Source organism: Pseudomaricurvus alkylphenolicus, from assembly GCF_011683955.1.
GTDB classification, from domain to species: Bacteria; Pseudomonadota; Gammaproteobacteria; order Pseudomonadales; family Cellvibrionaceae; genus Pseudomaricurvus; species Pseudomaricurvus alkylphenolicus.
On the sequence record NZ_JAAQPI010000004.1, the window covers coordinates 547,844 to 572,745 of the forward strand.

Genomic DNA, 24,902 nt, shown 5'->3' on the forward strand with positions numbered 1-24,902 from the left:
TATAGCGCAAAAGAAAAAACGGGGCCGAAGCCCCGGAATGTACACTGAGAGAGTGTAGTGAGAGTAACTAAGCGGTTAGCATTTCCACTCTTGCCGGTACGAACTTGTGAAACGGGGTACCGATAAATTTGTCGCGATGCTCTGTTGCTGTAAGTTCGTTGGCGTATACGCCTGTGTCCATGGCATTGCCATCTTCACCTTCGAAGTACATACCCTGGCCATTTGGAACAGAGAGGGTGCCGGGTTGCATGCGGTCGTCATATGCCAGATCCACTTCGGTTTGTCCGTGCTCGGTTTGCAACCGAACCCTGGCACCATCGGGAATTTGCAAGCGCTGCGCATCGTCCGGATGTATGGTCAACGCCATCGCGGTTTTTCCTTTAACCCAGCGGGGGTCGCGTATGGCACAGTTGGCGGTATAGGCGCGACGGGAACCGGCGGTAAGCGCAAACGGGTAATCTGGCGAGGTGTCCACCAACGGCTTGAGTTCGCTCAGGCTTTCCAATTCTTCCAGCAGTTCACCAATAACCAGACGTATCTTTTTATCCTCGAAGGGAATACGTTCGAACGCTTCTTCATGGGAACCTACAGCAATGATCGCGCCTGAAGGGGAGTCCAGCAGTTTGTAAAACAGTTCAGTACCGGCCATCGGACCTTCGAATCCGGCTCTTGCCGCATACTTGGGGTTTTTCATAACAAACATTTGGCAAAGACCCCAGATAGCCGCAGTGGTTTCTGTACCCGGAGGCAAGCTTGGCCCCAGGGTTCGATAAAGCACATAGGACAGTGACTTTTTCACCTTCGAGTTGCTCATCAGAGCCTCAAAGAATGCCGCCTGATATTGCTCTATGCCTTGCTGCGCGGCTTCGGTCAATGAGTCCAGTTCGCCGTCTTCAAAAACGCCCAAGGCCTCTACCAAACGAGCGTGAATTTCAGCTTCAGGCAGTGTTCCTTCTGTGGGTTCAAACAGGGGGGCACGCAGGTGAAAGTAATTATCCGGGAAGTTGCGAGGGAAGAAAGTCGCCTCCCACTTTTCGTATTGCGATGCTGCCGGGAGAACGTAGTCCGCTTCTCGAGCGGTTTCCGTCATGGCTACGTCGATAACAACACTGCACTCCAACCTGCGCATGGCGCGGCGAAGTTTGTTGGCTTCTGCCAAGGAGTGCACCGGGTTGGCGCTTTCAACGATAAGGGCTCTTGCACGCTGATCACTATCGCTGAGTATTTCTTCCGCCAAAAAGTTACCGGGGAAAATATTGCTGTGAATTGGAGCCCCAGTTGCGGGCAAACGATTGCGGCTCATCTCCTTTTCGTTTTCGTCCAACGCGCCAAATCGATCGGGCGGCAGCAGGTCAACCAGCATGGCCGGCAACGCCAAGGCGCCGTCTTTCCCAAAGTTGCCGGTCGCCAACATTAGCAGCAGATTTAGATAGGATACTAGCGTGGAATGGGGAGCCATTTGCACACCGATGTCCTCTTCCAAAGCGAAAGAATCAGCTGAGGCGATCAGCTTTGCGGCTTCCATCACCTGTATCGGATCGATGCCTGCGAATTTGGCGTATTGCGCGACGGGAATTTGGGTGAAGGTCTCGATAATTTTTTGGTAGCCATTCGCATGTTGCTGCAACCATTCGATCGGCAGCATGTTGTTTTGCACAATGCGCCCCAAAATGGCCGCCAGCGCCCAGGCGTCTCTTCCGGGTTTTACCGCCAGATGAAGGTCCGCGTAGTCGGCGGTTTCCGTGCGGCGCGGGTCCATCACGATGAGTTTGCGGGACTCGTCTTTACCAATATGACGAAGGAAGTTGCGGGCCTGATCCATGCCGTTGCTCATAAACGGGTTTTTGCCCACCAGCATTACCACTTGTGCTTCGTGTACTTCAGGGTGAATGGTGTGGCCCAGCATGCGGCCAAACACCCAGGACAACCCGGTTTTCTCCTGGGAGAGCGCGCTGCCTTTGTACTTCACCCCCAACGCACTGAGTACAGATGGCGCATAGCCACCGCCCAAGTGATTGCCCTGGCCGCCACCGCCGTAATAGAGGATGCGTTCGCCACCGTGCTCGTCTCGAACCGCCTTCATTTTGGCGGCAATTTCGGTAATAGCGGTATCCCAGTCGATGGGCTCATAGCTGCCATCGTCCTGGCGTCGCAGGGGCTGGGTCAGGCGATCTCGGCTGTTTTGGTAGTAGTTGATTCGTGTCGCTTTGTTGCAGATGTACCCTTGGGAGGCCGGATGATTTTTGTCACCCCGCACCTTGATAATTTCGCGGTCGTTTTCGCCCCCGGTCTGAACTTCCAGGCCGCAGTTCACAAAGCAGAGATTGCAGGCGGTGCTCTTCCAGTCAGTGGCTGCCGTACTCATTGTTGTGCTCTCCTGTTTGCTTGAGCTTTTGCCAGAACTATCGATGTTTACAGTTTTTGAATATTGAATTGAGTACCATTTCGGTACCTTAAGGGTTATGGTAAGGTTCAATTTTGGTACCTGTCAATATACAATGCAGCCTAATTAGGACTCACCAGTCAGAACCGCAGCCTATTTGCACAATTAGAGGCCCCAAATATGCGCCGCCAAGACACCGTCGCCCAAGTCTGCTCCGTTGCCCGTACGGTTGGGTTTCTGGGGGATATCTGGACGATTTTGATTTTGAGGGACTGTTTTTTTGGTTTGACCACGTTTTCCGCGATCCAGAAGTCGCTGGATATCAATAAGAATCGCCTGGCTGAAAGACTTAACCGTCTGGTGGATGAGGGCATCCTGCGCAAAAACCTCTATGACGAGAGCCGCAATCGTTACGAATATAAATTGACCCGCAAAGGCGTGGATCTGTATCCGATCCTGATGAGCATTGTAAATTGGGGCGATAAATACAAAGCGGACGACGATGGTCCTCCTCTGCAGTATCGGCACCGAAGCTGCGGACATGTGATGACGCCGACGCTTTGTTGCAGTGAATGCGGCGAAGCCTTGGATGCCAGACAGGTTCAACCTGTATTAGGTGAAGGCATCACACGTAAACTTGAACGGGGCGAACTCACCGGATTTGGTGGTGAGCACTTCAAACAGTTGTTTGGAGGTTCATAGCACCAATACCTCATTTGCCTCGCCAGCCCCGCTTTCGAGCAGGTTGGCGCGGGAATCCTGGCCTCAAAGTCGTACCACTAATGGGCAGACTGCCCGTTCCTTTTCGGGATCAAAGAATAGATATCCCTCAATCTATGCATATTTATTATTTGTGTCCGTGAGGATAGATACATATACTCTCTCGCACATAAAAAAATACTCCTGTAATAACTGTTCCCTATATAAGGTTATTACTTGAACAAAAATTGCGTGAATTATTGCTTTACTGATTTGAGGAATTTAGCCATGAAAAAACTGACTGCTCTGATGCTGGCCACCACTCTGTACTCTGGCGCCACCCTGGCTTGCACCAAGCCCTCCGCTCCTGTACTGCCTGACGTAAACACTGCTGTAACGGCGCAGATGGTTAAGGCCAAGAACGAAGTTAAAGCCTACATGGCTGCTGCACAGGATTACCTGTCTTGCGTTAAGAGCACTGCGGATCACAACGCCATGGTTGATGACATGCAGAAGCTGGCCGACTCGTTCAACAGCATCGTACGTCAGTACAAGGCCCGTATGGCCGCCGCTTAATGCATCGTGCATAAGTGCAATCTGCTTCGGCAGTATTAAAAAAAGGGCCTTTTGGCCCTTTTTTGTTGCCTTTAAGAATATTTTTAACGTTTAAGTTGTGGTGCATCAGCCAGGCTGGATTTCAGAAAGTCCACAAAAGCTCTGGTTTTGGCGGGAATATTTTGCCGCTTTGGATAGAGCAGACTGATAGGAAAAGACGGGAGTTGGTATTCGGGTAATAACGATATCAAGCGTCCGCAATTGAGTTCATTCTCGATCGCGTAGGTGGGAAGTATTGTTATTCCCCCTCCTTCCAATGTCATTTCTTTTATGGCCTGGTGATCATTAGTGATAACTGATGATGGAACTCTTACCTCAATGACCTGTTGATCCCGAGTAAACGTCCAGTCAAGTTTGGGCGTACTCTGTGTCGGTTGCCAGACCAGACATTGGTGTTGCCGCAAATCTTGTGGCGTTTGCGGCGAGGATGTGCGGTTGATGTATTGTGGCGATGCGCAGCAGACCGCTTGAATGTGGCACAGCTGACGTTGCACCAACTCTGAATCCTGTAGTTTGCCCATTCTTAGGGACACGTCGTAGCCCTCACCGATAATCTCGCTGTATTGCTCAGTCAGGAACAGCTCTATGGTCACATCCGGACAATCCTGTTGAAACTGCGGTAGCAGTGACGCCAGACAACACCGGCCAAACAAGGGCGGCGCTGTGATCCTGAGCTTGCCGGTGGGGCGATCCTGAAATCTGGCCGCGACCTGCTGCGCCTGTTCATATTCCTCCAGCATTCGCTTGCTGTGTTCATAGATGTGCCAACCCTCATCGGTGACTTTGAGCTGACGAGTCGATCGCTGCACCAGAATCACCCCCAGCTGCCGTTCCAGGGCGCTGATTTTCTTGCTGACGGATGATTTAGCGATATTCAGGCGCTCCGCCGCCCGGCTAAAGCTGCCGGTTTCGATCACCTTATTAAAGATCAGCATGGCATCCAGGCTGCGCATATCGTTTCCTCAAAGAAACAAAGATATTCATTTTGACCCATAGGTTTCCAATGCGCCAGCAATTAAGCTGGAGTCACTCAGCACCTTTAGGATTGAATTCATGCCATCAGCAACCGTCACCGAAGCGATTCTCAATCGTAAGTCCGTCCGTGTCTTTAAAGACGCCCCTGTTAGCAAAGCGCTAATGACCGAGATCCTGCAATTGGCCGCGAAATCGGCCTCTGGCAGTAACCTGCAGCCCTGGAAAATCTATGCTCTGACAGGGAGCGATAAAGATCAGTTGATCCAACTCGTCCAGGAACGAGCCATGAGCAATCCATTGGGAGAAGAGGCGGATATTCCGATCTATCCGGAGGTTTTGGAAGATCCATGGAATAGCCGCCGCAAAGCCTGCGGTGAGGTGATGTATGAGGCTCTGGGTATTACCAGAGAGGATAAAATGGGCCGGCTGGGCCAGGTTTTTAAGAATTTTGAGTTTTTTGGTGCGCCGGTGGGGTTGATCGTCACCATGGACCGCAGCCTCTCACAAACCCAGCTTATCGATGTGGGGATGATTCTCCAGAATATTCAACTGTTGGCTCGCGAACGGGGTTTGGATACCTGTGTACAGGCCAGTTGGACAATGTGGCCCAAAACCGTGCGCGAAGTGCTGGCCATTGGGGATAATGAAATGGTGGTGGCTGGCGCTTCCCTCGGCTACGCCGATACCAACGCAAAGGTGAACCATATCGTTCAGGCGCGGATGGAAGATGAGGAGTGCTTTTACTTGCGAGGTTTTTCTATATAGAGGCTGTAAATTGCCGCCGACACTATTGTTCGGTACATTTGAAATATGCCTTTTCAAGTGTACGAACTGGGTCGCCGTATAGAGACCCCCTGGCAATCCATCTTTCCGCCCCGCTCTGTGGATCAGTTACAAGAGCCGGCGGCGGCGGTACCTTTGTCTGCCAATGACCAGCTCAAGGAAAGCCAGCTGCCCCACGGCTCGGCGGGTGGAGGTAACGCGGAAGCGATAGAGGTGCTACGCGGGATTCAATCTTCGGCCGAAAAAGAGCGACGGCCGGTGTACCAGGCCGGCCAGATAATGTCGAAACCCGTCGTCACCTTGCCTTTGAGTGCAAGCCTGCGCCTGGCTCAGGATATGTTCCAGCGCCACGGCTTTCGTCATTTTCCCGTAGCGGACTCTCATCAGCGGGTGCATGGTTTGGTGTCTGATCGCGATTTGTTGGCGGCCACTTCTGAACTCTCTGCAGCTGGGCGGCAGTATCCCACCTCCGCTAAGGTCACCGCTGTGATGCACGGGCAAGTGCTGACGGCGTCGGCGGATACCAATTTACGCTATCTGGCGGAAGTGATGTTAGCTCACCACGTTGGATCCATGCCGATTCTGGATGAAGATGGACGACTGCAGGGCATGGTAACCCGCTCAGATATTTTGCGTACCATTACCCATCAGGTACCCATCGAGCTGTGGTCATAGGAGAAATAGAGAAAAAGGAGACTGCAGGGCGACTAAGAAGCCAAGCAGTCCCAAGAGGGTTTAGACACCCGTAGAGATGTAGAAAAATTGGCGCTTAGCTGGCCTTCTTCTTCAGATCGCGGCTGATCACGTCCAGCTTGCGATTTACATCGTCAATTTTTTCGTTCATTTCGTTGTTGGAGGAGAAGGTAGCGTACTTCTTCAGCTTCTCGATGCGGCCTTCCAGAGTAGTGCGGCCGTCTTTCAGACGAGATTCAGCGTCATCCTGCAGCTTCTCGCCGCGCTTAACCAGCTCTTCGAAAAACTTCTGGCTGTCGGCGTTAGCCTTTTCGTAGCGGTTCTGTACTTCGTCGAAGGAACGACCGTAAGCACCCAGACCAGCCAGCCAGATCTTCTTGGCCAGTGCTTCGATGTTGTCAGCGCCCAGTTTGCTCAGCAGAGTTTCTTTTGTTTCTTCTTTAGCAGTTGCCATGTCGTAAGTCCTCAAAATAGTTTGGATTGGATGTTGGATAGCGTGTTGAGTCTGTTGCCAAGTTGCGTTCTGCGGACGCATTCTTGTCTTTCTGGTGAGCATGATAGGTACCGCAATTAGAATCCGCGCCCTAATTAGAGTGGTCTTTCTAAATTAGAAACCGGACTCTAAATTAGAAGATTGACTCTAATTAACCTGTCGACGGTTGCATTCGCTGGTGATTTCTACTTAAGTGTTGAAATGAAATAGGTTCGCAACAATTAACGGGAGAAACGCGCAGCAATGGATATTCTGATGGGTCTGGTGGTGCTGGTAACCCTGATGTGGCTGTTTTGCTACCTGATTTGGTGGCTGGTGGACCAAAGGGAAAAACTGCATCGATTCGATCAGCCGGTGGGCCGGCATTTTGGTGGGGAGCAAGCGCCTCACGACGAACTTGAGCCGATCCGGGAGTTTTTGCGTGAGGGGTTGGATTCCATTCATCGCAAGCCCAAGCGGGAACGGCTGCAAAGCATGCGCGACTTTATTGATAATTTTAGTGAAGGCATTGAGATCGATGCCAGTATTACCGCCACCAGCGCCGATGGCGTACCCGCTGAGTGGGTGATAGCTGAAGGCGCCGATCCCTCGCGTCGTATGTTATACCTCCACGGCGGTGCCTTTATGATCGGCAGCCCCCGCAGTCACCGGGTGATTACCGAACAGTTCTCCAGAATCATCGGTGGCGCGGTGCTCGCGATTGATTATCGCCTGATGCCGGAAAACCCCCGTATGGCCGGTGTTGAAGATTGCCGTACCGCTTACCGCTGGATCTTGAATAACGGCCCGGAAGGGCCGTCCCCAGCAAACTTTGTTGCTGTTGCCGGGGATTCCGCCGGTGGTAATTTAAGCCTTTCGCTCAGCAGTTGGGTCCGCGACCAACCACTGCGTAAACCGGATGCCGTGGTGGCGTTTTCTCCTGCCACCGACAGCACACTGAGTTCCCCTGCGCTGATTCAAAATGTCGACACCGATCCCTTGTTAGGGCCACAGTTTGGCTATCTGGGCAAGGTACCTAAGTGGTTGCTGTTTATGACCAGCTGGGCGGCGTCTCGCCTGCGTCCTGATAATCCGGCGATATCCCCCATCCACGACCATTTGCGTGATTTGCCGCCGACGCTGTTGCAGGCGAGTGAGTGCGAAATGCTTTACGACGACTCCCGCCGATATGTCAACAAGGCAAAGGCTGCAGGCTCGCCGGTGGAGCTGCACACCTGGAAGCATATGGTGCACGTGTGGCAGATCTTCCACCCCCAGCTCACACATGCACGGGAGGCGTGGGATGAAATCCGCCACTTTTTCAATGAACTCGAAGGCGAACGTTCGAATGCGGCTTAAGGGTCAGTGCCGATTTTTATAGCAACACATTTGCCATCCAGGCGATAACGGACGATACCCACCCCCACAGGGTTTCTTTAACGCTGACCCACCAGGACGATTGGTGCTGCAATTCCCAGTCGTCGTTCGCCTCGTCGAGAATATAAGCTTTAAGGTCGTCGGCATCCTGTTGGCTGAGAACATCCTTAAAGCCAACCATACCGAGTTTTTTCATCGCACCGTCGAGTACGATTTGGTCGAAGATATTGTAAAAACCCACCGGGAGACGGCGCAGATCAGGAATGCGCCCATTGCTGACCGCCTCGGGGCCATGGCATCCATAGCAGTAACGGCTGTATAACTCAGCGCCCCTGGCAAGGCGCGCTTCGTCGGTGGTGGTACGAGCAGGCGGTTGCTCTCGCTCTGGCCAGGGCTGGCGCGGTGGCAACGCCGCTTCGCCATTAAGTTTGAACGTCAGGATACGACTCGGTGGCGGCGAAGTGACCGCATCAACACCCGACATCAGCGCGCCTCCTCCACCCCATCCGGCGGCGATAGTGACATACTGTTCGCCGTCAACGCTAAAGGTAACGGGCGAGCCGATCACACCAGTATGAGCATCAAAGCTCCACAGTTCTTCGCCGGTTTTGGCGTTAACCGCCACCACCTCTTCGCCCGAGGTGCCCTGAAACACCAGATTGCCTCCGGTCGCCAACAGGCCGCCGTTCCAGGCCAGGTCTCGCCTGATCTTCCAGGCGGCTTGTTGCCTGGCGGGATCCCAGGCCAGCAAAAAACCCTTTTGCAATTTCGGTAACAGCGTTTTATTCAGCAGATCAATGCCTGTCGTCATCACATGTTCATTGGTACCCGTATTCCACTGACCCCACTCGTGGATATAGTCCTCCACTTCTTTGTACTCATAAGGAGCTTCCATGGTCGGGATGTACACCAGCCCTGTACCGGGGTGATGAGCCATGGGCGGCCAGTTGTGTGCGCCAAACGGGAAGGGGTAGATCAGGGCAGAGCCATCCGAGTAGTCAGCGCCGGGGTTTTCGACCGGACGACCGGTTTCCATATCGTAGTGACTGGCCCAGGTGACCCGCGCAAAAGGCTCGGCGGAGAGCAGTTCACCATTGCTTCGGTCAATGATAAAAAAGAAACCGTTTTTGGGGGCGTGCCAGATCACCTTGCGCTGCTCACCCTTCCAGTTCATATCCGCCAGCATGATGTGTTGAGTGGCGGTGTAGTCCCAGGTCTCGGCCGGTGTTTCCTGATAGTGCCAGATGTATTTGCCGGTATCCGGATTGAGCGCCACGATGGAAGACAGGAACAGATTGTCGCCGCCTTCGGGGCTGCGAATACGCCGATTCCAGGGCGAACCGTTGCCGACGCCAATGTAGAGTTGGTCAAGTTCGCTGTCGTAGACAATAGAGTCCCATACGGTGCCACCGCCGCCATGCTTCCACCATTCGCCGCTCCAGGTCTTTGCGGCCATGATTTCAGCCTCGGTGCCCTGTCCCTCTCCAGGCTTGCCCGGCACCGTGTAAAAGCGCCAGATACGCTCTCCTGAATTGGCATCGTAAGCACTTACAAAACCACGAACTCCATATTCGGCACCACCATTACCAATAAATACCTTACCCTTGGCAACCCGGGGAGCCCCGGTAATGGTATAGGGGTACTGCTGGGTATCGGCGGTTTGCACCGACCAGATCACCTTGCCACTGCTGGCATCCAGCGCCACCAACCGCGCATCCAACGTGCCCACAAAAACCTTGCCTTCATAGAGAGCCACGCCCCGATTCACCACATCACAACAGGCCATCTTGGCCCATTCTTTGGGCACTTGGGGATCGTACTTCCAGATCTGTTCACCGGTGCGGGCATCCAGCGCGTAAACCACACTCCAGTTGCCCGTCACGTACATGACGCCGTCCACAATCAAGGGGGTGGCTTCCAGACCTCGCTTGTACTCGGTATCGAAGGACCACGCCAGACCCAACTGCGAAACATTGCCGGTGTTAATGGTGTCGAGGGGGCTAAAACGCTGCTCACGATAATCGCGACCATGGCTGAGCCAGTTGCTGTCAGACTGAGCCGGTATGGTTTCGGTATTGACTGCCTGGGTTGCCGCCTGAATAGATGCCGGTTCCGGAATGCCGTACGCAAACAAAGGGACCAGCAGTAGCGTTATCACCGATGCCACGGCAAGAGATCGAATACGGGAAAGGTGGGCGGTCAAGGTCATAGTTCGTTATCAATTTGTAAATTTGAGGCGAGTCTAGCACGTCGCTTTCTATAGATTAGTACAGAGACATGGCGTCATTTGACATTTAGCGCCATAGGAGACCTGGCCGCAGATTTATGAGAGGATTCCCGCTTTATTTAGGCACCTGGCCGGGAGAACCCCATTAATGACCCAATTACCATCTTATGACTGGCTGAATACTTTTTGCGTAATTTGGTTTCTGTTGTGTTGGGTCAGCTACAGCCAGTTTGCCAAAGCCATGGCCAAAAAAACTCACAGCCTGTCGTCGCTGCTGCATTTCTACCGCATCGACTGGATGCGCCGTATGCTGGACCGGGATCAGCGCGTCAGTGATGCGTCACTGATCAGTAATCTGGAGCGCAACGTTAACTTCTTTGCCTCCACCACCCTGCTGATTCTTGCCGGTATCGTCACTGTGCTCAGTTCCACCGATGATGCCTTTACCATACTGGAGCGGTTGCCGTTTGCCATCGGTGTAAGCGCGACTGCGTTACAACTCAAGCTGCTGCTATTAACCGGTGTGTTTGTCTACGCTTTTTTCACCTTCACCTGGTCCATGCGCCAGTATAATTTTTGTTCCTCTCTGCTCGGTGCCGCACCAATGCCCGATGACGCATCAGTGTCCGATGAAGAGCGCGACCGCTACGCACTCTACAGCGCCAAAGTCATCGACCAGGCAGCCCATGCATACAACTATGGGTTGCGAGCCTACTATTTTGGGATGTCGATTCTCGCCTGGTTTATCAACCCCTGGTTTTTTATCGCCGCCGTTGCGTTTGTGGTCGCGGTACTTTACTGGCGGGAATTTCACTCGAAACCGCTGAAGTCCATGCTGAAGATTTACAACCACCAGAAGTAAGGGGTTAGCACCCCGTCATCCAGCCGGTCAGGCGACGTCGGACAAACCAGGGCAGGAGTTTATCCACACTGCCCCATAGATTGGCTTTCCAGCCCAGCCAGTAACCAACCTTTTTGCCTTCGGCTGCCACCAGAATCGCATCGGCAACATCCTCTGCAACCAGCTCCACTTTCATCACCGAGGTGAGGCGTTCGGGGATCGAGCTTCCCATGCTGGTGTTGACAATGGGCGGTTTAACACAGGTAACACGAATGTCGTGCGAGGCCCACTCCAGGTTAAGCGCTTCGGTCAAACCATTTACGTAGAATTTGGTGGCGCTGTACACGCCCAACAGGGGTACACCGTGAATGCTCGATGCGGAACACAGATTGACCATGACCGCGCCCGAGGTCTGTTTCAACAATGGGAAGGCCAACTGCGCCACCTGTGTGAGCCCTTTCACGTTGATATCGATCATCAGGTCATGTGCTTTTGGAGCCACTTCGTGAAAGTGCCCACCAGTCAGTACACCGGCGTTGTTCACCAGCAGATGCAATCGCCCACCGGAGTGCTCAGCAAAGTGTTGCAACGCGCTGTGGATGGATTTAGATTTTGTCACGTCGCAATAGCCCCCGCAGGCACTGGAAAATTCGGGTGCCACAAGCAGTTCGTCAATGCCTTTTTGATTGATATCGTAGAGGCCAACCCTCCAACCTTGCGAGGCAAGTTTCCTGGCGGTAGCCAAACCGATTCCCGAGGCGGCGCCGGTAATAAAGGCGGTTTTCATAAATGCTCTCTCTATTTTTCTCTGTTTCTGTGTTTGTGCTTACGCCTTACTGTAAAAAATCATCGGCACTATTCGAATGTGACCCAGGGCCAATTTGTTTGTGAATTTCGGCCAAGCCTGTGTGAATCAGTGGTCACAGATAATTAACAATCGGCGCCATGGTGTCCGGCTTTTTCCGGTACACTGCGCGGCGATTTGCTGTGAGGAGCCCGCTATGTTGTCTTTTGATCTGGCCACGTCCCTGATGTCCACCGGTCTGCGTTCGGCCTACGGCATAGGCGCCAAACCTGCCGGCCGTAAGCCGGAAAAGAATTTGCGCTTGATCAGCGTTGAAAATGATCCCTACAGCCGACTGGTACGAGAAGCGGCGACCGAGTTGGATCTGGACTTGGAGATTCTCCCACCCACGCCCATGGGCAGCGCCGATTATCCGCGTTTGGAGGATCCGAACACGGACGAGAAACTTCGCGGCACTGAAGCCATCATCGTTTACCTGTTTCAGCAGTACGATGGGCGCGACCTGCCGCTGAAGTGGCGCTTTCAGCGTTTACAGGCGCTGAGCTCCCGCCTGGCCAGCCTACCCAGGCTGTGCTTTCAGCAACAATCAAAGCAGGCCCGCCAGCCGCAACAGATGCTGGAGCTCTACAGTTTTGAATCCAGCCCCTATGCCCGTCCGGTTCGTGAATTGCTGGACCAGATGCGAATTCCCTATCTGTTGCGCAATTGTGGCCGTACCAAGCCGCAGGAATGGATTTTGCCGTCGGTCCGTAAAGCGCTGAATATTCAAACCCGTAGCAGCCTGGCGAATCGCCGCGCGCTGGAAGAAAAAGAGGGCCGGGTCTCCATTCCCTACCTTTATGATCCCAATACCGGCGCTGGCCTGTTCGAATCCGGTGAAATCATCGCTTACCTGAAGAACACCTACGGAGTGGCCGACGCCGAGAGCTGATTAAAGCAAGGACACCGGCAGATAGAGGGTCAGGTCAAACCGCCCCTCTTTGTCGAGAAACTGATTGCGGCGATAGTGGACGTAAGCCGGCACGGTCTCCAGTTTGAGCCCTGACGCCGGCAGCCACTGCTCCAGAATTCTGGAAAGCCAGGGCAACAGCTCCCCATAAATCCCCCGCAGTTCAAACGCCGCCCGCAGGCCGCCGGGAATGACCATGCTGTTGATCTTTCCGCGTCGGTGAATCGGTCGGTCAATGGCCAGACAAGCCACATAACGACAATCCTCCAAGGGCACCCAGGCCGGATTGGAGTGATGCAGCCCAAACTGCCCGTCAAAAGGTCGCCCTTCGGACTCAGCCCAGGCGCGCAGCAGTTGCCAGCTGGTGCGAATGCTCCGGTTGTAGCCTCGATGGCGAATGTATGCCACCGGTTGGTCTGGAGTGTTGACCAATTGCGGCTCCGGTATCGACTGGTTCTCGATACGGCGATACCCCATAGCGATTTCAGCGTCCATCAAGAATGGTGGCGCTTCCTGTTCCACCTCTTCCGCTCGCCATTGGCCGGGCGTTACCCCAAAGTGAGCCTTAAAGGCATGGGTATAGGAAGACAGTGACTGGAATCCACATTTGGTCGCAATTTCCAGAACCGTACTCTCTCGGTCGAACATCAGCTGATTGGCACTGTGTTCCAAGCGCACGCGGCGCACATACTGGGCCAGGGTTTCTCCCACCACTCGATGAAACACCCGATGAAAATGCTGCTCTGAATAAAGAGCCACCGCGGACAGGCGTCGGGCGGAGCAATCGGCGCTGATGTCCCGATGAATTTCATGCAGAACGTCATTGATGCGGGAATCCTGTTGTGCCTGGCTCATGAGTGACCGTGTATTGTTTGGACGATAAGAGCATATTTCGACAAACTGTAGCGCATATTCCGACAATCCGAAACCGCTGAACCCCTTTAGAATATTTGCAGCCACACTCGGAGCTCCTTACCCATGCAGCCAGCCAGTTTTCTCAAGTCCGTTCGCCCGTCGTATATCCGTCAGATTTTAGAAGTCGCCACCAGTACCAATGTGATTTCCCTCGCCGGAGGATTACCCGCCACCGAGCTGTTCCCAATGGATTTGATTCAGGAGGCCAGTGCGCATCTGGTAGATACCCCTTCCGTGTTTCAATATGGCGATACCCGTGGCTACAAGCCTCTGTTGCAGCAGTTTGGCGAATTGCTGGAAAGACACCACAGCCATGAGTCGATGATTTGTAACGGCTCCCAGCAGGGTCTCGATCTCATTGCTCGGGCCTTCGTGCAACCCGGTGACCTGGTTGTGATGGAAGCACCCGGTTACCTGGGCGCCTTGCAGGTGTTTGAACTGGCCCAGGCGCAGATTCGGGTCGTCCCCCAACTGAACGACGGGCCTGATTTGCAGGCATTGGAAACCCTGTTCAAACAAGAGAAGGTGACGCTGTTTTATGGTGTACCGGACTTCCACAACCCTACCGGCGTCTGTTGGTCACTTCCGGTTCGTCAACGGGTGGCGCAGCTCTGCGAGCAGTATGGCGTCGCCTTGGTGGAGGATACGCCCTATCGCCAACTCCGATTCAGCGGCGAACCGCTGCCGCTGGTCTCTTCGCTGTGCCCTGATAATGCCCTGGTGCTGCAGTCTTTCTCCAAGATTCTTGTGCCCGGCGTTCGATTGGGGGCCGTGAGTGGGCCAGAGACTTGGTTGAAACCCCTGCTGACGATCAAGGAAGCCGCCGATTTGCACACCAACGTGCCAATGCAGGCACTGGTACTGGCACTCCTCAACCACAGCCAATATCCGCAGCATTTGGTGCGTGTACGTTCGGCATACGCGGCTCGCTATCAAGCGTTAAACCATGCTTTGCAAAAAGAATTGGAGGGAGGTTTTGAGGCGCTTGAAGTACAGGGGGGAATGTTTATGTGGTTAACGCTGCCGGGTTGCGACGCCAGACAATTGGCTCAAATTGCCCTGCAAACCGGCGTCGCCATTGTGCCGGGCGATGAGTTCTTCCCGGCGGATTACGAAACCCCGAACTGTATTCGCTTGAACTTCAGCCACAGTACGCCAGAGGTGCTCGCGCAGGCTGCTGAACGACTGAAACTGGCGATCGACCAGACCCGCGCTATTGCTCAGCAAGAATCATAATATTGCGGGGCGTAAGGCTGTGCTCACAGAAGGTTCCCACTGTCACCTGGGCGCCCTGCTCTTCCAGGTAGTGTGCACGATCCAGCACCAGCCAGGTTTCCAGAGGCCGGCGAAACAGGTGGGTCACCAACTCCATGCGGCGCAGTGCCCAAAGCCTCTTGCGCCCCTGTTCGAGCCAGTATTCGGGCTCGAATCCGGTCTGCCAGGGCACTTGCTTGAAGTGCGCCTGCTTGCGACAGAAATCCTCGAAACGACCCGACAGGTCACTGTTTCGAATGCTGGGCGTAGGTAAGTACTCATTAACTCCTCTTTGCATACGCTGCCACTCATCAAACGACAACCGCCACATCAATTCCCGTTGGCGGCGGCGGCGGTCGCCGGCGCTGGCCGTCACTGTTTCCTGCAGCGCCAGCTTGAGATCGTCGCGCGAGAGGCAAACCTTGGCACCCTGTCCCATTTGGGACAACGCCCGATAGTCCGGTGTACGAATCAAGTGATAACAACAGGGCGATAGTGCCAGATAACGACCACCCCGCTGCACCCAGTGGTGCATCAATTCTACGTGTAAATCGCCACAGGCATGCAGGGCTATTGCTCGCCCCGCAGTATGCAAGTGCTCACCCACCTTGTTGTCGAAGGCGTCCGCACAAACAAACTGTTGTGTCGCTCCGGTCTTGTCCGCCAGTTGTTGCCCGTGTTCGCAGAGCTGCTCCTGCCACTCGAGGCTGATGACGTGACAGCCGTCCACCTTGGCCAGCAAGCGGCCGAGATGCCCCTTACCTGCACACCACTCCAGTGCCGTCAATGTGGAGGGTGGCTGAGCCGCGGCAAATTCCTGAATCTGTCGCCACTTGCGCCCGGGAACGGAGACATCCAGGCGATCAAGGGTCTCAACCTGTCTTTTGGGTAATGACGGCAGATCGCACAATTGCCGTAGTTGGTTCGCTTCCGGCACCCAGGGTGTCATCCAACTCACAAGGTCATCAGCATGAGATTCGAACTGATGCAAGGACGCCTCATCCAGTTCGCCCAAGGCTCTGCACAAATCTTTATGGGTCTGCTGCCAGACAAGGTGACGATGATGGAATGGCCTCACCTGCCAAAGCGGCCGATATCGATCCAGGAGTGTGTCCAGTTGTTGAAATTTTTTTTGCCACATATTCGACGGGATTAACGCGCGTTTTTCAAACCAAATAGAAAAGTGGGTGGTGTCAAAGCGGATGGCGTACTGAAATCAACCCCAAAATGTTAGTCATTTAGCTAACATCTGCCAAAGCTACTGCCGCCCAGGCCCTCCGAATCATAGTCAGCCGCATTCAAGCTCGAGGTTTTGACCACCCTTTTCGGGGTTTTGAACACAACTACGGGGTTTTAACCACTGATATCGGGGTTGTGACCACCCGTTTTTGGTCGTGGTTTTAAACACCATATTTCCGTTGAAATCACCCCACTCGATCACTATTGTTAGCCTCAAGACTAATAAATGTCATCTAATTGCAACTTGCAGGAATGACTCGGGAATGAACGGACACACCGCCATGTAAGCGATTTGAACCACCCTTTAAACACGAAACCCCTGATTGCTCCATCCGCCAAGACAATGCAACCAGGGGTTTTCCATACCTAACCGGTTCGGGCCGGTAGGGATCTAGAGAGTATACCCTCCGGGTTTATGCTTCAAGTCCCTCTGTGCCTGTTCCCTGGAGAAAAGGCCATCGGCTGTGGGACACCCCATTCAGCGCAGGACTGCGCTCGACCGTTTTTTGGAGGCACTGGCGTATAAACCCTGGTGCGGCGACGATAAAGCCGCGCTGCTGGTACGCCCCAAAGTTTCTGCCATTAAAAAGTCCTACATCGCCCCCAATCCACCGACTCACGTGTACTGGTTGGTATTCGATCTCGATCATCGTGATCTGTTTATCTGGCACGACCGAGGCCTGCCGGAGCCGAACCTGGTGGTCAAAAACCCGAGCAATGGCCACGCACATCTGTACTACGCGATTTCTCCGGTCTGCATTACCGAAAATGCCCGACCCGGCCCTATTCGCTACATGCAGGCGGTTGCCCGAGGGTTGGCCATGGCACTGAATGCCGATTTGAGCTACACCGGGCGCATTGCCAAAAACCCTCTCTGCGCACACTGGCACACCCTGGAGATTCACACTCATCAATACGACCTCGATGAGCTCGCCCGTGAAGTCGACCCAATTGCCAAACCCTTTCGCAGCCTGGACGAAGATGAACTTCCGGAAAGTCGCAACTGTGCCCTGTTCCACCAATTACGCTATTGGGCCTATGCCCAGGTGAAGTACTACCGTGGCATTAAAAGCGAAGCAATCTGGAATGACGCTGTGCTCTCGCAAGCGTTGGCTATCGGGCACATCGAGCCAGACTTTACCTACAACGAGATCCGGCATATTGCCAAGAGCGTTTCGAAGTGGGTTTGGCACAAATACACCGGGGCTGGTGTTGATCGAGGCGTAATGGGCCTGGGAGACGAGCAAATCTCTCTACAGGAGAAACAACGCCTGGCAGCCACCCGTACTCACAATCTGCGCGCGAACGCCACTGAACAGCGCGTTCGCAAGGCCATTTTGAAACTCGTCGTCGATAACAAGCTGCCCTCAAAAGCGGACGTTGCCCTCGAAGTCGGGCTTTCCCGTCAACAGATCACCCGTCGCTATGCGCACCTGTTTGTTCTTCCCTCCAAGCCGCATAAAGAAACACGTAAGGAGGCATTGAACAACAAAAAATTTGTAACATTTGCTGCTCATCAGATAACAGCGCCTTTACGACTGGTTTGGTCTGTTCAAGATTCTGATCAGGTTTGTGTTACTCATGACAATATAGATCAGGTTGAGAAAAAGGATGAGGGTGATTAATCGGATGATTATCTAAACGTTATTTTGTTATTGATACCAAGAAGGTGCAGCGATCGTCCGCAGCCAGGTGGGCGCTGTGGGTTGATTGAATTAGTGTGGGTAAGTTGTTTGCGTTTATCGCAAATGACTTATCCAGACGGCCGCAGGCAATTCAAACAATCCATCAGCATGCTGGAGTTGGGGAGCAATCGGACATAAAAAACCCCCGATGGCACGGGGGTAAAAGAAGAGAGTACTACAAACAGAAGAGTTTAAAAGTTATAGAAAACGTCAAGGCCGATGGTTCTTGGACGATTCACATAAGAGGTTAACTCACGACCATGCTGCCAGGACGGTCGCGTATGGGTATCACCCAGCCAATCTTCCAAAACCGTTTTACCCAAACCAGCACGACCAGCGGTGCCGTAGGTAACGTGTTCGTCGAAAAGATTTTCGGCGAACAAGGTTACTCCCCAGTTCTCTGCCGCGAGTGACACCGTCATATCCCAGAGGCTGTGTGATGGGTCTATGGAGAAAGACTGATCATCTTCGTTAATCGCGTTTCTGATCTCATCCACGTAAGCACCGGACAAGCTGGCCGTCAGCTCCATGCCATTAAAGACTTCGGTGGCGTAATTAATTGAAATATTGGCGGTATTGGTTGGAACACCAGGCAGTTCGTCACCATCCACTCCTTCGAAAGAGCCGTCTCCATCAACGTCGAATGACTCGGTGAGTTCCGCTTGGGTATAAGCATACCCAACAGTTACTTCGAGGTTTTCTGTAAGCAGATAAGTGGCTTCAATTTCGAGCCCCATACTTTCTGCGGTTTCCCCATTAACGATTGCCGGATAAGCCAACGTTGGGGTAGCGATATTTTGCTGAACGTCTTCCCACTCAATTAAGAATAAAGCTGTGGAGAAACGCATACGTTCGTCAAACAAACGACCTTTCAGCCCTACTTCCCAATTGGTTGCCATATCAGAATCATAGGTACGATATTCAGCCGGTTCCGCAACTGCAAAACTGTCTACGATATCCAGTGTCGGAAAGCCGTTAACACCACCATGACGGAAACCTTCGGCCCAAGTGAAGTAGGCCATGACATTAGGCGTGATATCGTAAGAAGTGTTGATCTTAAAGATATGGTCGCTAAAGTCCTCTTCGGAAGACGAAGGCGCCAGCCCACGAATATCGCCGATTGGAGACAGGAATTCGCCACCTTCAGGGAAGTATATATCGTTACTGGCCTCGAACGTTTGCTCGAAAACCCGGAAGCCCCCGGTTATCTGCCATACATCTGAAATGTGGTAAGTGACCTCTCCAAACAGTGCAGTATCTTTAAACGTGTTGTCTATATCCTGGAGATAAATATCGTCTGTTTCAAGCGGCGCAGGACGGTTTTCGGCGTTAAATACTTGGGTTTTGTTGATACCATCAACAATATCCCAATAACCCATCAATTTGTCGTGCTGGATTGCCTGGTAGTTTTGCTCGAGGTAAAAAGCACCTACAACATAGTCGAATTGCCCTTCACCGTTTGAAGCAAGACGGATTTCTATGGTCTTGCCCGTATTCTGTTCATCGTAGTCAGCCAGGAACTGGGGGCGTTTGGTAATAGTGTTAATACCGTAGCCATCGCTTGGCAACATATAAGAGAAAGCAGCATTGTGATAGATACCGTTAGCATCGCCAATGGATTGCGAGTCACTATCGTAGTACGAAACGGTACTGCTTAAGGTCGCGAAACCCAGATCCGTTTCCAGGTCCCAACTGTACACGTTCAGTTCTGTATCCATCGGCTCAAGCAATGCCTGGGTATTGGCATCATCACCACCGGCTGGATGCGCCGGCGTGATCACTTGCCGACCATCGTAGCTATCGCGTTGATGGTGATAACTCAACTGTGTAGTTGTGTCGTCGCTAATATCCCACAAAGCGCTGATACGGATATGGTTAGCCTGATGGCTGTTGGCGTCTTTCTTGCCGTGATACAACGGCGGTGTATCCGCTGAATCAGCAGGTCCCACACTGGTATCCGCGATCACGTTGCGGGTTTCGTCAAAACTGACAAGAGAGTTTTGATCGATGAAGCCCTGGTTTTCGACATAGCCAAAAACAGTGCGGATTGCGACGCTGTCGGACAGTGGCATGTTCAGCATAACGTGGGTATCAGTGTTGATGCCTGAGCTGCCTTCGGTTTGCCCGAGCCGAGAGGCAATTTCCCCTTCAAACGCTTCTGTATTGGGTTTGTTATGCATATAGCGAATAGTGCCCCCAAGAGAGCCGGAACCATACAGAGTTCCCTGGGGTCCGCGCAGAATTTCAACGCGCTCGATGTCTTTCAGATGCAGGTTATAGAATACGGGCACATCATCGACATAGGTCGATACCGTAGCCGGCGCAATGGCTTGGCCATCGCCGGTACCGTTACCGCTGGCATCAGCGTTTAAACCACGCATGATCAGGCCGCTACCCTGACTGTTGTCCCTTCCGCCACTGTCGACCAGAACCAGACCAGTGGTATTGCGGGCCAGTTTGGCGAAATCTGTAATACCTTTTTGAACCAAAGAATCTCCGCTTACAGCAGAGATGTTATAGGGGATTTCTTCTGTACTTTGAGCTCGCCGGGTTGCAGTAACCACTATTTCTTCCAGTTCAAATCCGTCGAGCGCAAATCCAGCCAGGGGCAGCTGGCTTGCCATCATTGCAACGGCAAGGGTCAGAGCACGTTTGCGAAATACAATCATTGTTGAGAACTCCTCGGGCAATATCGTTATGAGTTGTCATAAAAAATTAGCACTGCGCCGGAGTTACTCACAAATGAAAAAATTGCTCGTATTAGATGAATAGATTTAATGGAAAACAAACCTTATTCTCCAGATAAAGGTCTTTAATGGCCAAATTGGCTTTTCATTAGTCACGGTCTACACAGATTTTTATAACAATTATGAATTCATCTCATCCTATTCAGTAATTAATTTCAGCGCTAGCTGATTCGACAGTGCTTAAGATGGAATACCCACTATAAAGCAGCGTGAATTTAATGAGTCAGCGAACGTTCTATTACAACATCACTTTTGTTTTGCACCTGGTGTCACTGAGCCTGGTAGCTGGCAGTGCAACGGCTGTAGCAGCAGCTGCTGATCAGGTGCTCTATAACGCAAATGTATACACCGTCAATGAAAAGCAACCCTGGGCCCAAGCCATAGCCATTCGAAAAGGCAAAATTGTCTTTGTTGGCAGCGATGCAGGAGCCAGAGGCTATGTTAACGAGCATACTCAGGTAAGGGATATGCAGAAAAGGCTGATTATGCCCGGTTTTCAGGATGCACATGTTCATCCCATGGAAGGCATGAGCCTCGGCTCCTTTATGGGTTGTGATCTGTTACCGCTGCGCCAGGAGTCCAATGATCCCGAAGACTGGATTGAAGGGCTGAAAGCCTGTAACGAGATTGATTTTCCACACGATTGGATCTTGGGCGGAGGGCATGACAATGGTGATTTGGAAACCCTGGAGCGTTTACCCAGGGAGCTTCTGGATGAGGTGTTTCCCGATAAGCCTGCAGCATTTATGGAGAAATCCTCGCATTCAATGTGGGTTAACAGCAAAGCACTGGAACGACTCGGTATAAACAGCGCCAGTGCCAATCCACAGGGTGGCAAGTTTTTCAAAGACCCGGTCACCGGGCAACTAACCGGTGTCCTGTCAGACAGCGCCGGCGATGAACTGATGCACAAAGCCTTGGCGAAGACAGCAAAACTGCAGGAAGCACGCTTCGATGCTGTTTTGGGGGCTCAAGCGTTAATGGCGAGCTATGGTATTACATCAGCGGCCAATGCCAGGGTTTACTGGACCAGAGGTAATCTGGAGCCCTGGCAGCGGGCTGAGCGCGAGGGCGGACTAAAAATACGCAATGTCATGTCTCTCTGGGTATACCCGCACCTTGAAGATGAGTATCAACTCCAACAGTTGAAAAACATGTATCGGGAAGATCCATCCTCACTTTTGCGGGTCACCCAGGTTAAGTTTTATTCCGATGGTGTTCCCGACCTTAACTCTGCCGCTGTTCTCAAACCCTATGGACACTTGATCCACCCGGATGCGGATCCTACAGGGGGCAACTACTTTACCGAATCAAGATTGGCTCGATATCTGGCAGAACTGCAGAAGGTGGGTTTCGGGGGCATTATCCACGCCATTGGGGATCGAGGTGCACACGAGGCATTAAATGCCATCGAACAGGCACAGAGGGCCATGGGTGATTTAGGCGTGAATACTCCTCGGCACTATGTTACCCACGTAAACTGGGTGAGTGCGCAGGACATCCCGCGTTTTAAGCAGTTAAATGTTCCGGCGGATTCGCAAGTGAATTACCTGGAGTATGAGGACTACGTTAATGGATATGGGAACTACTATGAGCCCTACTCCAGGGATACCGCGGACGAACCCATGTCACGCCTGTTGATCAATAATGAATCCGATACGATGGCAATGCCGGATATTATCTCCACCGGTGCACGATTGGTGATTAGCAGTGATTGGGACGTCGCAGAACTGAACCCCCTTTTCAGTATTCAGAACGCCACTCAGGAATATCAGGGGGCTCGTGTAGATGGTCGAATTTTGACGGAAAGGGAGCTATTGGCACTGGCGGTTAAAGCCTATACCTACAATGCGGCCTATGCGCTTCGTCACGAACAATACACCGGTTCGCTCGAAGTGGGAAAGTTCGCAGATCTGGTTGTATTGGACAGAAACATCTTTGAAGTGGCGATTCCGACGATACGAGACACAAATGTGCTGTTAACAATGGTCGGCGGTAAGCCTGTTTATCGGTCTCCAGGATTTCGAATGCAGCGGGGGCGACTGTGAACAAGATGTTTGTAGTACTGTTATTGTTTATGGCTCCGATGACCACCATTGCGCATGGGTTACCAGAAGCTATGGACGGACCGCGCGGAGTCGTCATGCTCGACTGGCACAGAGAGAATATCAGCCGAACCCTAACGGCGGGTTACCCCGAATCCTTTGGGTTGTCGTCATTCTTCGGGCGTGTAAAACCCACTATCAAAACGGTTGGCGGTAAACGCTGTGTCCACGCCAACTTTATTGGGTTTGATGTGGATGACAATTTTGCATTTGATATTGATGAACCTGTGGAGCTGGAATTATTGCTGCACCAGCCCAATCAAACCACTTTGGTGTATGGCTATGATGCCAACGGCAAAGCCAATGCGACTGGCAGCCAAGTGTTATCTCCAAAAGCTGAAGAGGGAACATGGCAAACCGTAAAATTCACTTTGGATCGCGCACGTTTTGCCAATCGTGGTATGCGCGGTACCGATTTTGCCGTCACCACGCTGTCAACAATTGCGCCGGGGAGCGAACACGAAGACAGTACCCTGACGCTGTGTGACTTAACCTTAACCCGCAGTGGTCAAAACCCCGAAGGCGTATCCAATCCTGAAGGTTCACTACAAGAAGCCAGTTTGGAGCTGCGCATTGTTGAGTCTGGTAGCCGCCACCCTACTCCTGTTCGTATGGGAATTTACGACGCGTCGGGGCGCGCTTTGTTACCCAGTGAGGATGCACTGCCACTGCAATATTACGAAACAGAAATTCGGCAATATGCGCTCAAATCATTTAACGAACGCTCTCAACCCTGGCCGCATACTAACCGGTACGTATTTTACAGTGACGGCAGTTACCGGACGTCTTTGCCTGCCGGAGATTATTGGATAGTTGCATCAAAAGGTCCGGAGTACCGATGGCTTCTACAACGAATTCAGGTGAAACCGGGGGAGCAGGTTGTTAAACAATTTACTATTACGCGGTGGGAGGATATGCCACAGAAAGGCTGGCAATCCGGAGATGTACATATTCACATGCGCCGTGACCATCAGGACAATCCAGATATAGCTAGAGTAATGGCGGCGGAAGATGTGCACATTGCCAACTTATTGCTCATGAATAACCCCGGTGGAAGTCACTACCCTCAGTACGCCTATGGTGGCGAAGGCTTCTATCAGCAAGGGATACACGCGTTGGTGCCGGGGATTGAGGGCCCCAGAACCGCGCAGCGGGGTCACACCATTTCCCTCAACATCGAAAAGCCGCTGATCAATCCTGACCGCTACTTTTACTACCATGAATTCTTCGAAGGTTATCGAAGACAGAACGCCATCAGCGGTTACGCTCACGTTGGTTCTGAAGAGTTCAATGGTTCCTGGGGGCTGGCTCTAGATGCACCCTTCGGTTTGGTGGACTTTGTTGAAATCATGCAAAACAGTCAGCTGCGGACGGAGCTGTGGTATGAATTTCTCGACCTGGGCTTCCGAGTTGCGCCAGCGGCGGGTTCCGATTTTCCTTACTTTGATCAGCCTGGGGCGGTTCGCAGTTATGCCAGAGTCACATTAAGTGATAACACCCATAAGTGGTTTGAATCGGTAAAGTCTGGGGAGACATTTGTTTCCAACGGGCTCTTGATAGATCTTGAGGTGAATGGCCAAGCTATGGGCTCTACCCTTCCCGTGGATGAGTCCGGCGTATTGGATATTCTGGCAGACGCCTGGGTCAACCCGGATTGGGATTCCCTGGAGCGCCTTGAATTGGTGTATTGCGGCGATGTGATTGCCAGCAGGAACGGCGGCACAGAACCAACAACGCGTTTGAGATTGGAGAAATCCCTGTCACCCGGCGCCAGTGGCTGGCTGGCGTTGCGAGGGTTTGGCAAGAATTTCGCGATGGCCCATTCGGCTCCGATTTACCTGGTGGATAGGTCAGGCAATAGTGCCTGTAAAGACAGAGTGCCACAACGGGTTGCTGCCATGAAGCATCGGCTTAAACAGTTAAGCGAGGCACCGCTGAATGTTCAACGGGAGCTGGAATATTGGCAGACCCAGCAATTACAGGAGCAGTACCAGCGCCAACGATCGGGTTTGGAGAGCAGAATTGAGAAGGCGCTCGAAGTTTATGAAAGGATTCTGAATAGGAAGTAGCACCCTACATCCTGTATACAAAAAAAGGGGCAGAGCTTTCGCTCTGCCCCTTTTAAGAGACTGCGGACT

The 24,902-nt window shown here is 52.6% G+C and carries 19 protein-coding genes; 11 read left to right on the top strand and 8 right to left on the bottom strand.

The window, feature by feature from the left end; all coding sequences use genetic code 11:
- Nucleotides 1-67: 67 nt before the first annotated feature.
- Nucleotides 68-2,365, bottom strand: coding sequence for a molybdopterin-dependent oxidoreductase (locus HBA55_RS14025; protein WP_166992243.1), 2,298 nt, complete (start codon nucleotides 2,363-2,365; stop codon nucleotides 68-70).
- 198 nt (nucleotides 2,366-2,563) lie between these two features.
- On the opposite strand from HBA55_RS14025, the gene HBA55_RS14030 reads away from it, so the two are divergent.
- Together HBA55_RS14030 and HBA55_RS14035 are read left to right on the top strand one after the other, a co-directional pair.
- Nucleotides 2,564-3,085, top strand: a complete 522-nt coding sequence (locus tag HBA55_RS14030; protein ID WP_166992246.1) for a winged helix-turn-helix transcriptional regulator — start codon at nucleotides 2,564-2,566, stop codon at nucleotides 3,083-3,085.
- 285 nt (nucleotides 3,086-3,370) lie between these two features.
- Nucleotides 3,371-3,658: a hypothetical protein gene (locus HBA55_RS14035; protein ID WP_166992248.1), complete on the top strand. Its 288-nt coding sequence runs from the start codon at nucleotides 3,371-3,373 to the stop codon at nucleotides 3,656-3,658.
- Between the two features lie 83 nt (nucleotides 3,659-3,741).
- On the opposite strand, the gene HBA55_RS14040 is transcribed toward HBA55_RS14035, so the two are convergent.
- The gene (locus tag HBA55_RS14040) at nucleotides 3,742-4,650 is read right to left on the bottom strand and encodes a LysR family transcriptional regulator (protein ID WP_166992251.1); all 909 of its coding nucleotides are present in this window, start codon (nucleotides 4,648-4,650) and stop codon (nucleotides 3,742-3,744) included.
- Between the two features lie 100 nt (nucleotides 4,651-4,750).
- Here HBA55_RS14040 and HBA55_RS14045 point away from each other — a divergent pair, with 100 nt between their 5' ends.
- Complete coding sequence (locus HBA55_RS14045) at nucleotides 4,751-5,437, top strand: nitroreductase (RefSeq protein ID WP_166992254.1); 687 nt, start codon at nucleotides 4,751-4,753, stop codon at nucleotides 5,435-5,437.
- Nucleotides 5,438-5,482: 45 nt separating this feature from the next.
- Nucleotides 5,483-6,130, top strand: a complete 648-nt coding sequence (locus tag HBA55_RS14050) for a CBS domain-containing protein (protein WP_166992257.1) — start codon at nucleotides 5,483-5,485, stop codon at nucleotides 6,128-6,130.
- A gap of 94 nt (nucleotides 6,131-6,224) precedes the next feature.
- Here HBA55_RS14050 and HBA55_RS14055 read toward each other — a convergent pair whose 3' ends face one another.
- The gene (locus HBA55_RS14055; RefSeq protein ID WP_166992260.1) at nucleotides 6,225-6,602 is read right to left on the bottom strand and encodes a phasin-related domain-containing protein; all 378 of its coding nucleotides are present in this window, start codon (nucleotides 6,600-6,602) and stop codon (nucleotides 6,225-6,227) included.
- Nucleotides 6,603-6,884: 282 nt separating this feature from the next.
- Here HBA55_RS14055 and HBA55_RS14060 point away from each other — a divergent pair, with 282 nt between their 5' ends.
- Complete coding sequence (locus HBA55_RS14060) at nucleotides 6,885-7,979, top strand: alpha/beta hydrolase (protein ID WP_240946061.1); 1,095 nt, start codon at nucleotides 6,885-6,887, stop codon at nucleotides 7,977-7,979.
- A gap of 16 nt (nucleotides 7,980-7,995) precedes the next feature.
- Here HBA55_RS14060 and HBA55_RS14065 read toward each other — a convergent pair whose 3' ends face one another.
- Nucleotides 7,996-10,206, bottom strand: coding sequence for a PQQ-dependent dehydrogenase, methanol/ethanol family (locus tag HBA55_RS14065; RefSeq protein WP_166992263.1), 2,211 nt, complete (start codon nucleotides 10,204-10,206; stop codon nucleotides 7,996-7,998).
- Nucleotides 10,207-10,372: 166 nt separating this feature from the next.
- On the opposite strand from HBA55_RS14065, the gene HBA55_RS14070 reads away from it, so the two are divergent.
- Nucleotides 10,373-11,086, top strand: a complete 714-nt coding sequence (locus HBA55_RS14070) for a DUF599 domain-containing protein (RefSeq protein ID WP_166992265.1) — start codon at nucleotides 10,373-10,375, stop codon at nucleotides 11,084-11,086.
- A gap of 4 nt (nucleotides 11,087-11,090) precedes the next feature.
- On the opposite strand, the gene HBA55_RS14075 is transcribed toward HBA55_RS14070, so the two are convergent.
- On the bottom strand, nucleotides 11,091-11,852 hold the full coding sequence (locus HBA55_RS14075; protein ID WP_166992268.1) for an SDR family oxidoreductase: 762 nt from the start codon (nucleotides 11,850-11,852) through the stop codon (nucleotides 11,091-11,093).
- 214 nt (nucleotides 11,853-12,066) lie between these two features.
- Here HBA55_RS14075 and HBA55_RS14080 point away from each other — a divergent pair, with 214 nt between their 5' ends.
- Nucleotides 12,067-12,801, top strand: coding sequence for a glutathione S-transferase N-terminal domain-containing protein (locus HBA55_RS14080; RefSeq protein WP_240946062.1), 735 nt, complete (start codon nucleotides 12,067-12,069; stop codon nucleotides 12,799-12,801).
- Here the strand turns inward: HBA55_RS14080 and HBA55_RS14085 are convergent, their stop codons facing one another.
- The gene (locus HBA55_RS14085; protein ID WP_338109410.1) at nucleotides 12,802-13,779 is read right to left on the bottom strand and encodes an AraC family transcriptional regulator; all 978 of its coding nucleotides are present in this window, start codon (nucleotides 13,777-13,779) and stop codon (nucleotides 12,802-12,804) included.
- 18 nt (nucleotides 13,780-13,797) lie between these two features.
- Here HBA55_RS14085 and HBA55_RS14090 point away from each other — a divergent pair, with 18 nt between their 5' ends.
- On the top strand, nucleotides 13,798-14,970 hold the full coding sequence (locus tag HBA55_RS14090) for an aminotransferase-like domain-containing protein (RefSeq protein WP_166992271.1): 1,173 nt from the start codon (nucleotides 13,798-13,800) through the stop codon (nucleotides 14,968-14,970).
- On the opposite strand, the gene HBA55_RS14095 is transcribed toward HBA55_RS14090, so the two are convergent.
- Complete coding sequence (locus HBA55_RS14095) at nucleotides 14,948-15,979, bottom strand: class I SAM-dependent methyltransferase (protein WP_166992274.1); 1,032 nt, start codon at nucleotides 15,977-15,979, stop codon at nucleotides 14,948-14,950. The genes HBA55_RS14090 and HBA55_RS14095 overlap by 23 nt on opposite strands.
- 712 nt (nucleotides 15,980-16,691) lie before the next feature.
- Here HBA55_RS14095 and HBA55_RS14100 point away from each other — a divergent pair.
- Nucleotides 16,692-17,852 (top strand): replication initiation protein, encoded by a 1,161-nt coding sequence (locus HBA55_RS14100; protein WP_166992277.1) that lies wholly within the window; start codon nucleotides 16,692-16,694, stop codon nucleotides 17,850-17,852.
- A gap of 251 nt (nucleotides 17,853-18,103) precedes the next feature.
- On the opposite strand, the gene HBA55_RS14105 is transcribed toward HBA55_RS14100, so the two are convergent.
- Nucleotides 18,104-20,581 carry a TonB-dependent receptor gene (locus HBA55_RS14105; RefSeq protein ID WP_166992280.1) on the bottom strand — a complete coding sequence of 826 codons (2,478 nt, stop codon included), beginning with the start codon at nucleotides 20,579-20,581 and terminating at the stop codon, nucleotides 18,104-18,106.
- Between the two features lie 296 nt (nucleotides 20,582-20,877).
- On the opposite strand from HBA55_RS14105, the gene HBA55_RS14110 reads away from it, so the two are divergent.
- Both HBA55_RS14110 and HBA55_RS14115 read left to right on the top strand, forming a co-directional pair.
- The gene (locus HBA55_RS14110) at nucleotides 20,878-22,707 is read left to right on the top strand and encodes an amidohydrolase (RefSeq protein WP_166992283.1); all 1,830 of its coding nucleotides are present in this window, start codon (nucleotides 20,878-20,880) and stop codon (nucleotides 22,705-22,707) included.
- 5 nt (nucleotides 22,708-22,712) lie between these two features.
- Nucleotides 22,713-24,833, top strand: coding sequence for a CehA/McbA family metallohydrolase (locus HBA55_RS14115; RefSeq protein WP_240946091.1), 2,121 nt, complete (start codon nucleotides 22,713-22,715; stop codon nucleotides 24,831-24,833).
- The last annotated feature ends 69 nt before the right edge of the window (nucleotides 24,834-24,902 follow it).

Coding starts and splice junctions, on each gene's coding strand:
- HBA55_RS14070 (WP_166992265.1), top strand. CDS start 10,373: ATGACCCAATTACCATCTTATGACTGGCTGAATACTTTTTGCGTAATT.
- HBA55_RS14030 (WP_166992246.1), top strand. CDS start 2,564: ATGCGCCGCCAAGACACCGTCGCCCAAGTCTGCTCCGTTGCCCGTACG.
- HBA55_RS14110 (WP_166992283.1), top strand. CDS start 20,878: ATGAGTCAGCGAACGTTCTATTACAACATCACTTTTGTTTTGCACCTG.
- HBA55_RS14050 (WP_166992257.1), top strand. CDS start 5,483: ATGCCTTTTCAAGTGTACGAACTGGGTCGCCGTATAGAGACCCCCTGG.
- HBA55_RS14105 (WP_166992280.1), bottom strand. CDS start 20,581: ATGATTGTATTTCGCAAACGTGCTCTGACCCTTGCCGTTGCAATGATG.
- HBA55_RS14080 (WP_240946062.1), top strand. CDS start 12,067: ATGTTGTCTTTTGATCTGGCCACGTCCCTGATGTCCACCGGTCTGCGT.
- HBA55_RS14065 (WP_166992263.1), bottom strand. CDS start 10,206: ATGACCTTGACCGCCCACCTTTCCCGTATTCGATCTCTTGCCGTGGCA.
- HBA55_RS14090 (WP_166992271.1), top strand. CDS start 13,798: ATGCAGCCAGCCAGTTTTCTCAAGTCCGTTCGCCCGTCGTATATCCGT.
- HBA55_RS14045 (WP_166992254.1), top strand. CDS start 4,751: ATGCCATCAGCAACCGTCACCGAAGCGATTCTCAATCGTAAGTCCGTC.
- HBA55_RS14040 (WP_166992251.1), bottom strand. CDS start 4,650: ATGCGCAGCCTGGATGCCATGCTGATCTTTAATAAGGTGATCGAAACC.
- HBA55_RS14035 (WP_166992248.1), top strand. CDS start 3,371: ATGAAAAAACTGACTGCTCTGATGCTGGCCACCACTCTGTACTCTGGC.
- HBA55_RS14075 (WP_166992268.1), bottom strand. CDS start 11,852: ATGAAAACCGCCTTTATTACCGGCGCCGCCTCGGGAATCGGTTTGGCT.
- HBA55_RS14055 (WP_166992260.1), bottom strand. CDS start 6,602: ATGGCAACTGCTAAAGAAGAAACAAAAGAAACTCTGCTGAGCAAACTG.
- HBA55_RS14025 (WP_166992243.1), bottom strand. CDS start 2,365: ATGAGTACGGCAGCCACTGACTGGAAGAGCACCGCCTGCAATCTCTGC.
- HBA55_RS14115 (WP_240946091.1), top strand. CDS start 22,713: ATGTTTGTAGTACTGTTATTGTTTATGGCTCCGATGACCACCATTGCG.
- HBA55_RS14060 (WP_240946061.1), top strand. CDS start 6,885: ATGGATATTCTGATGGGTCTGGTGGTGCTGGTAACCCTGATGTGGCTG.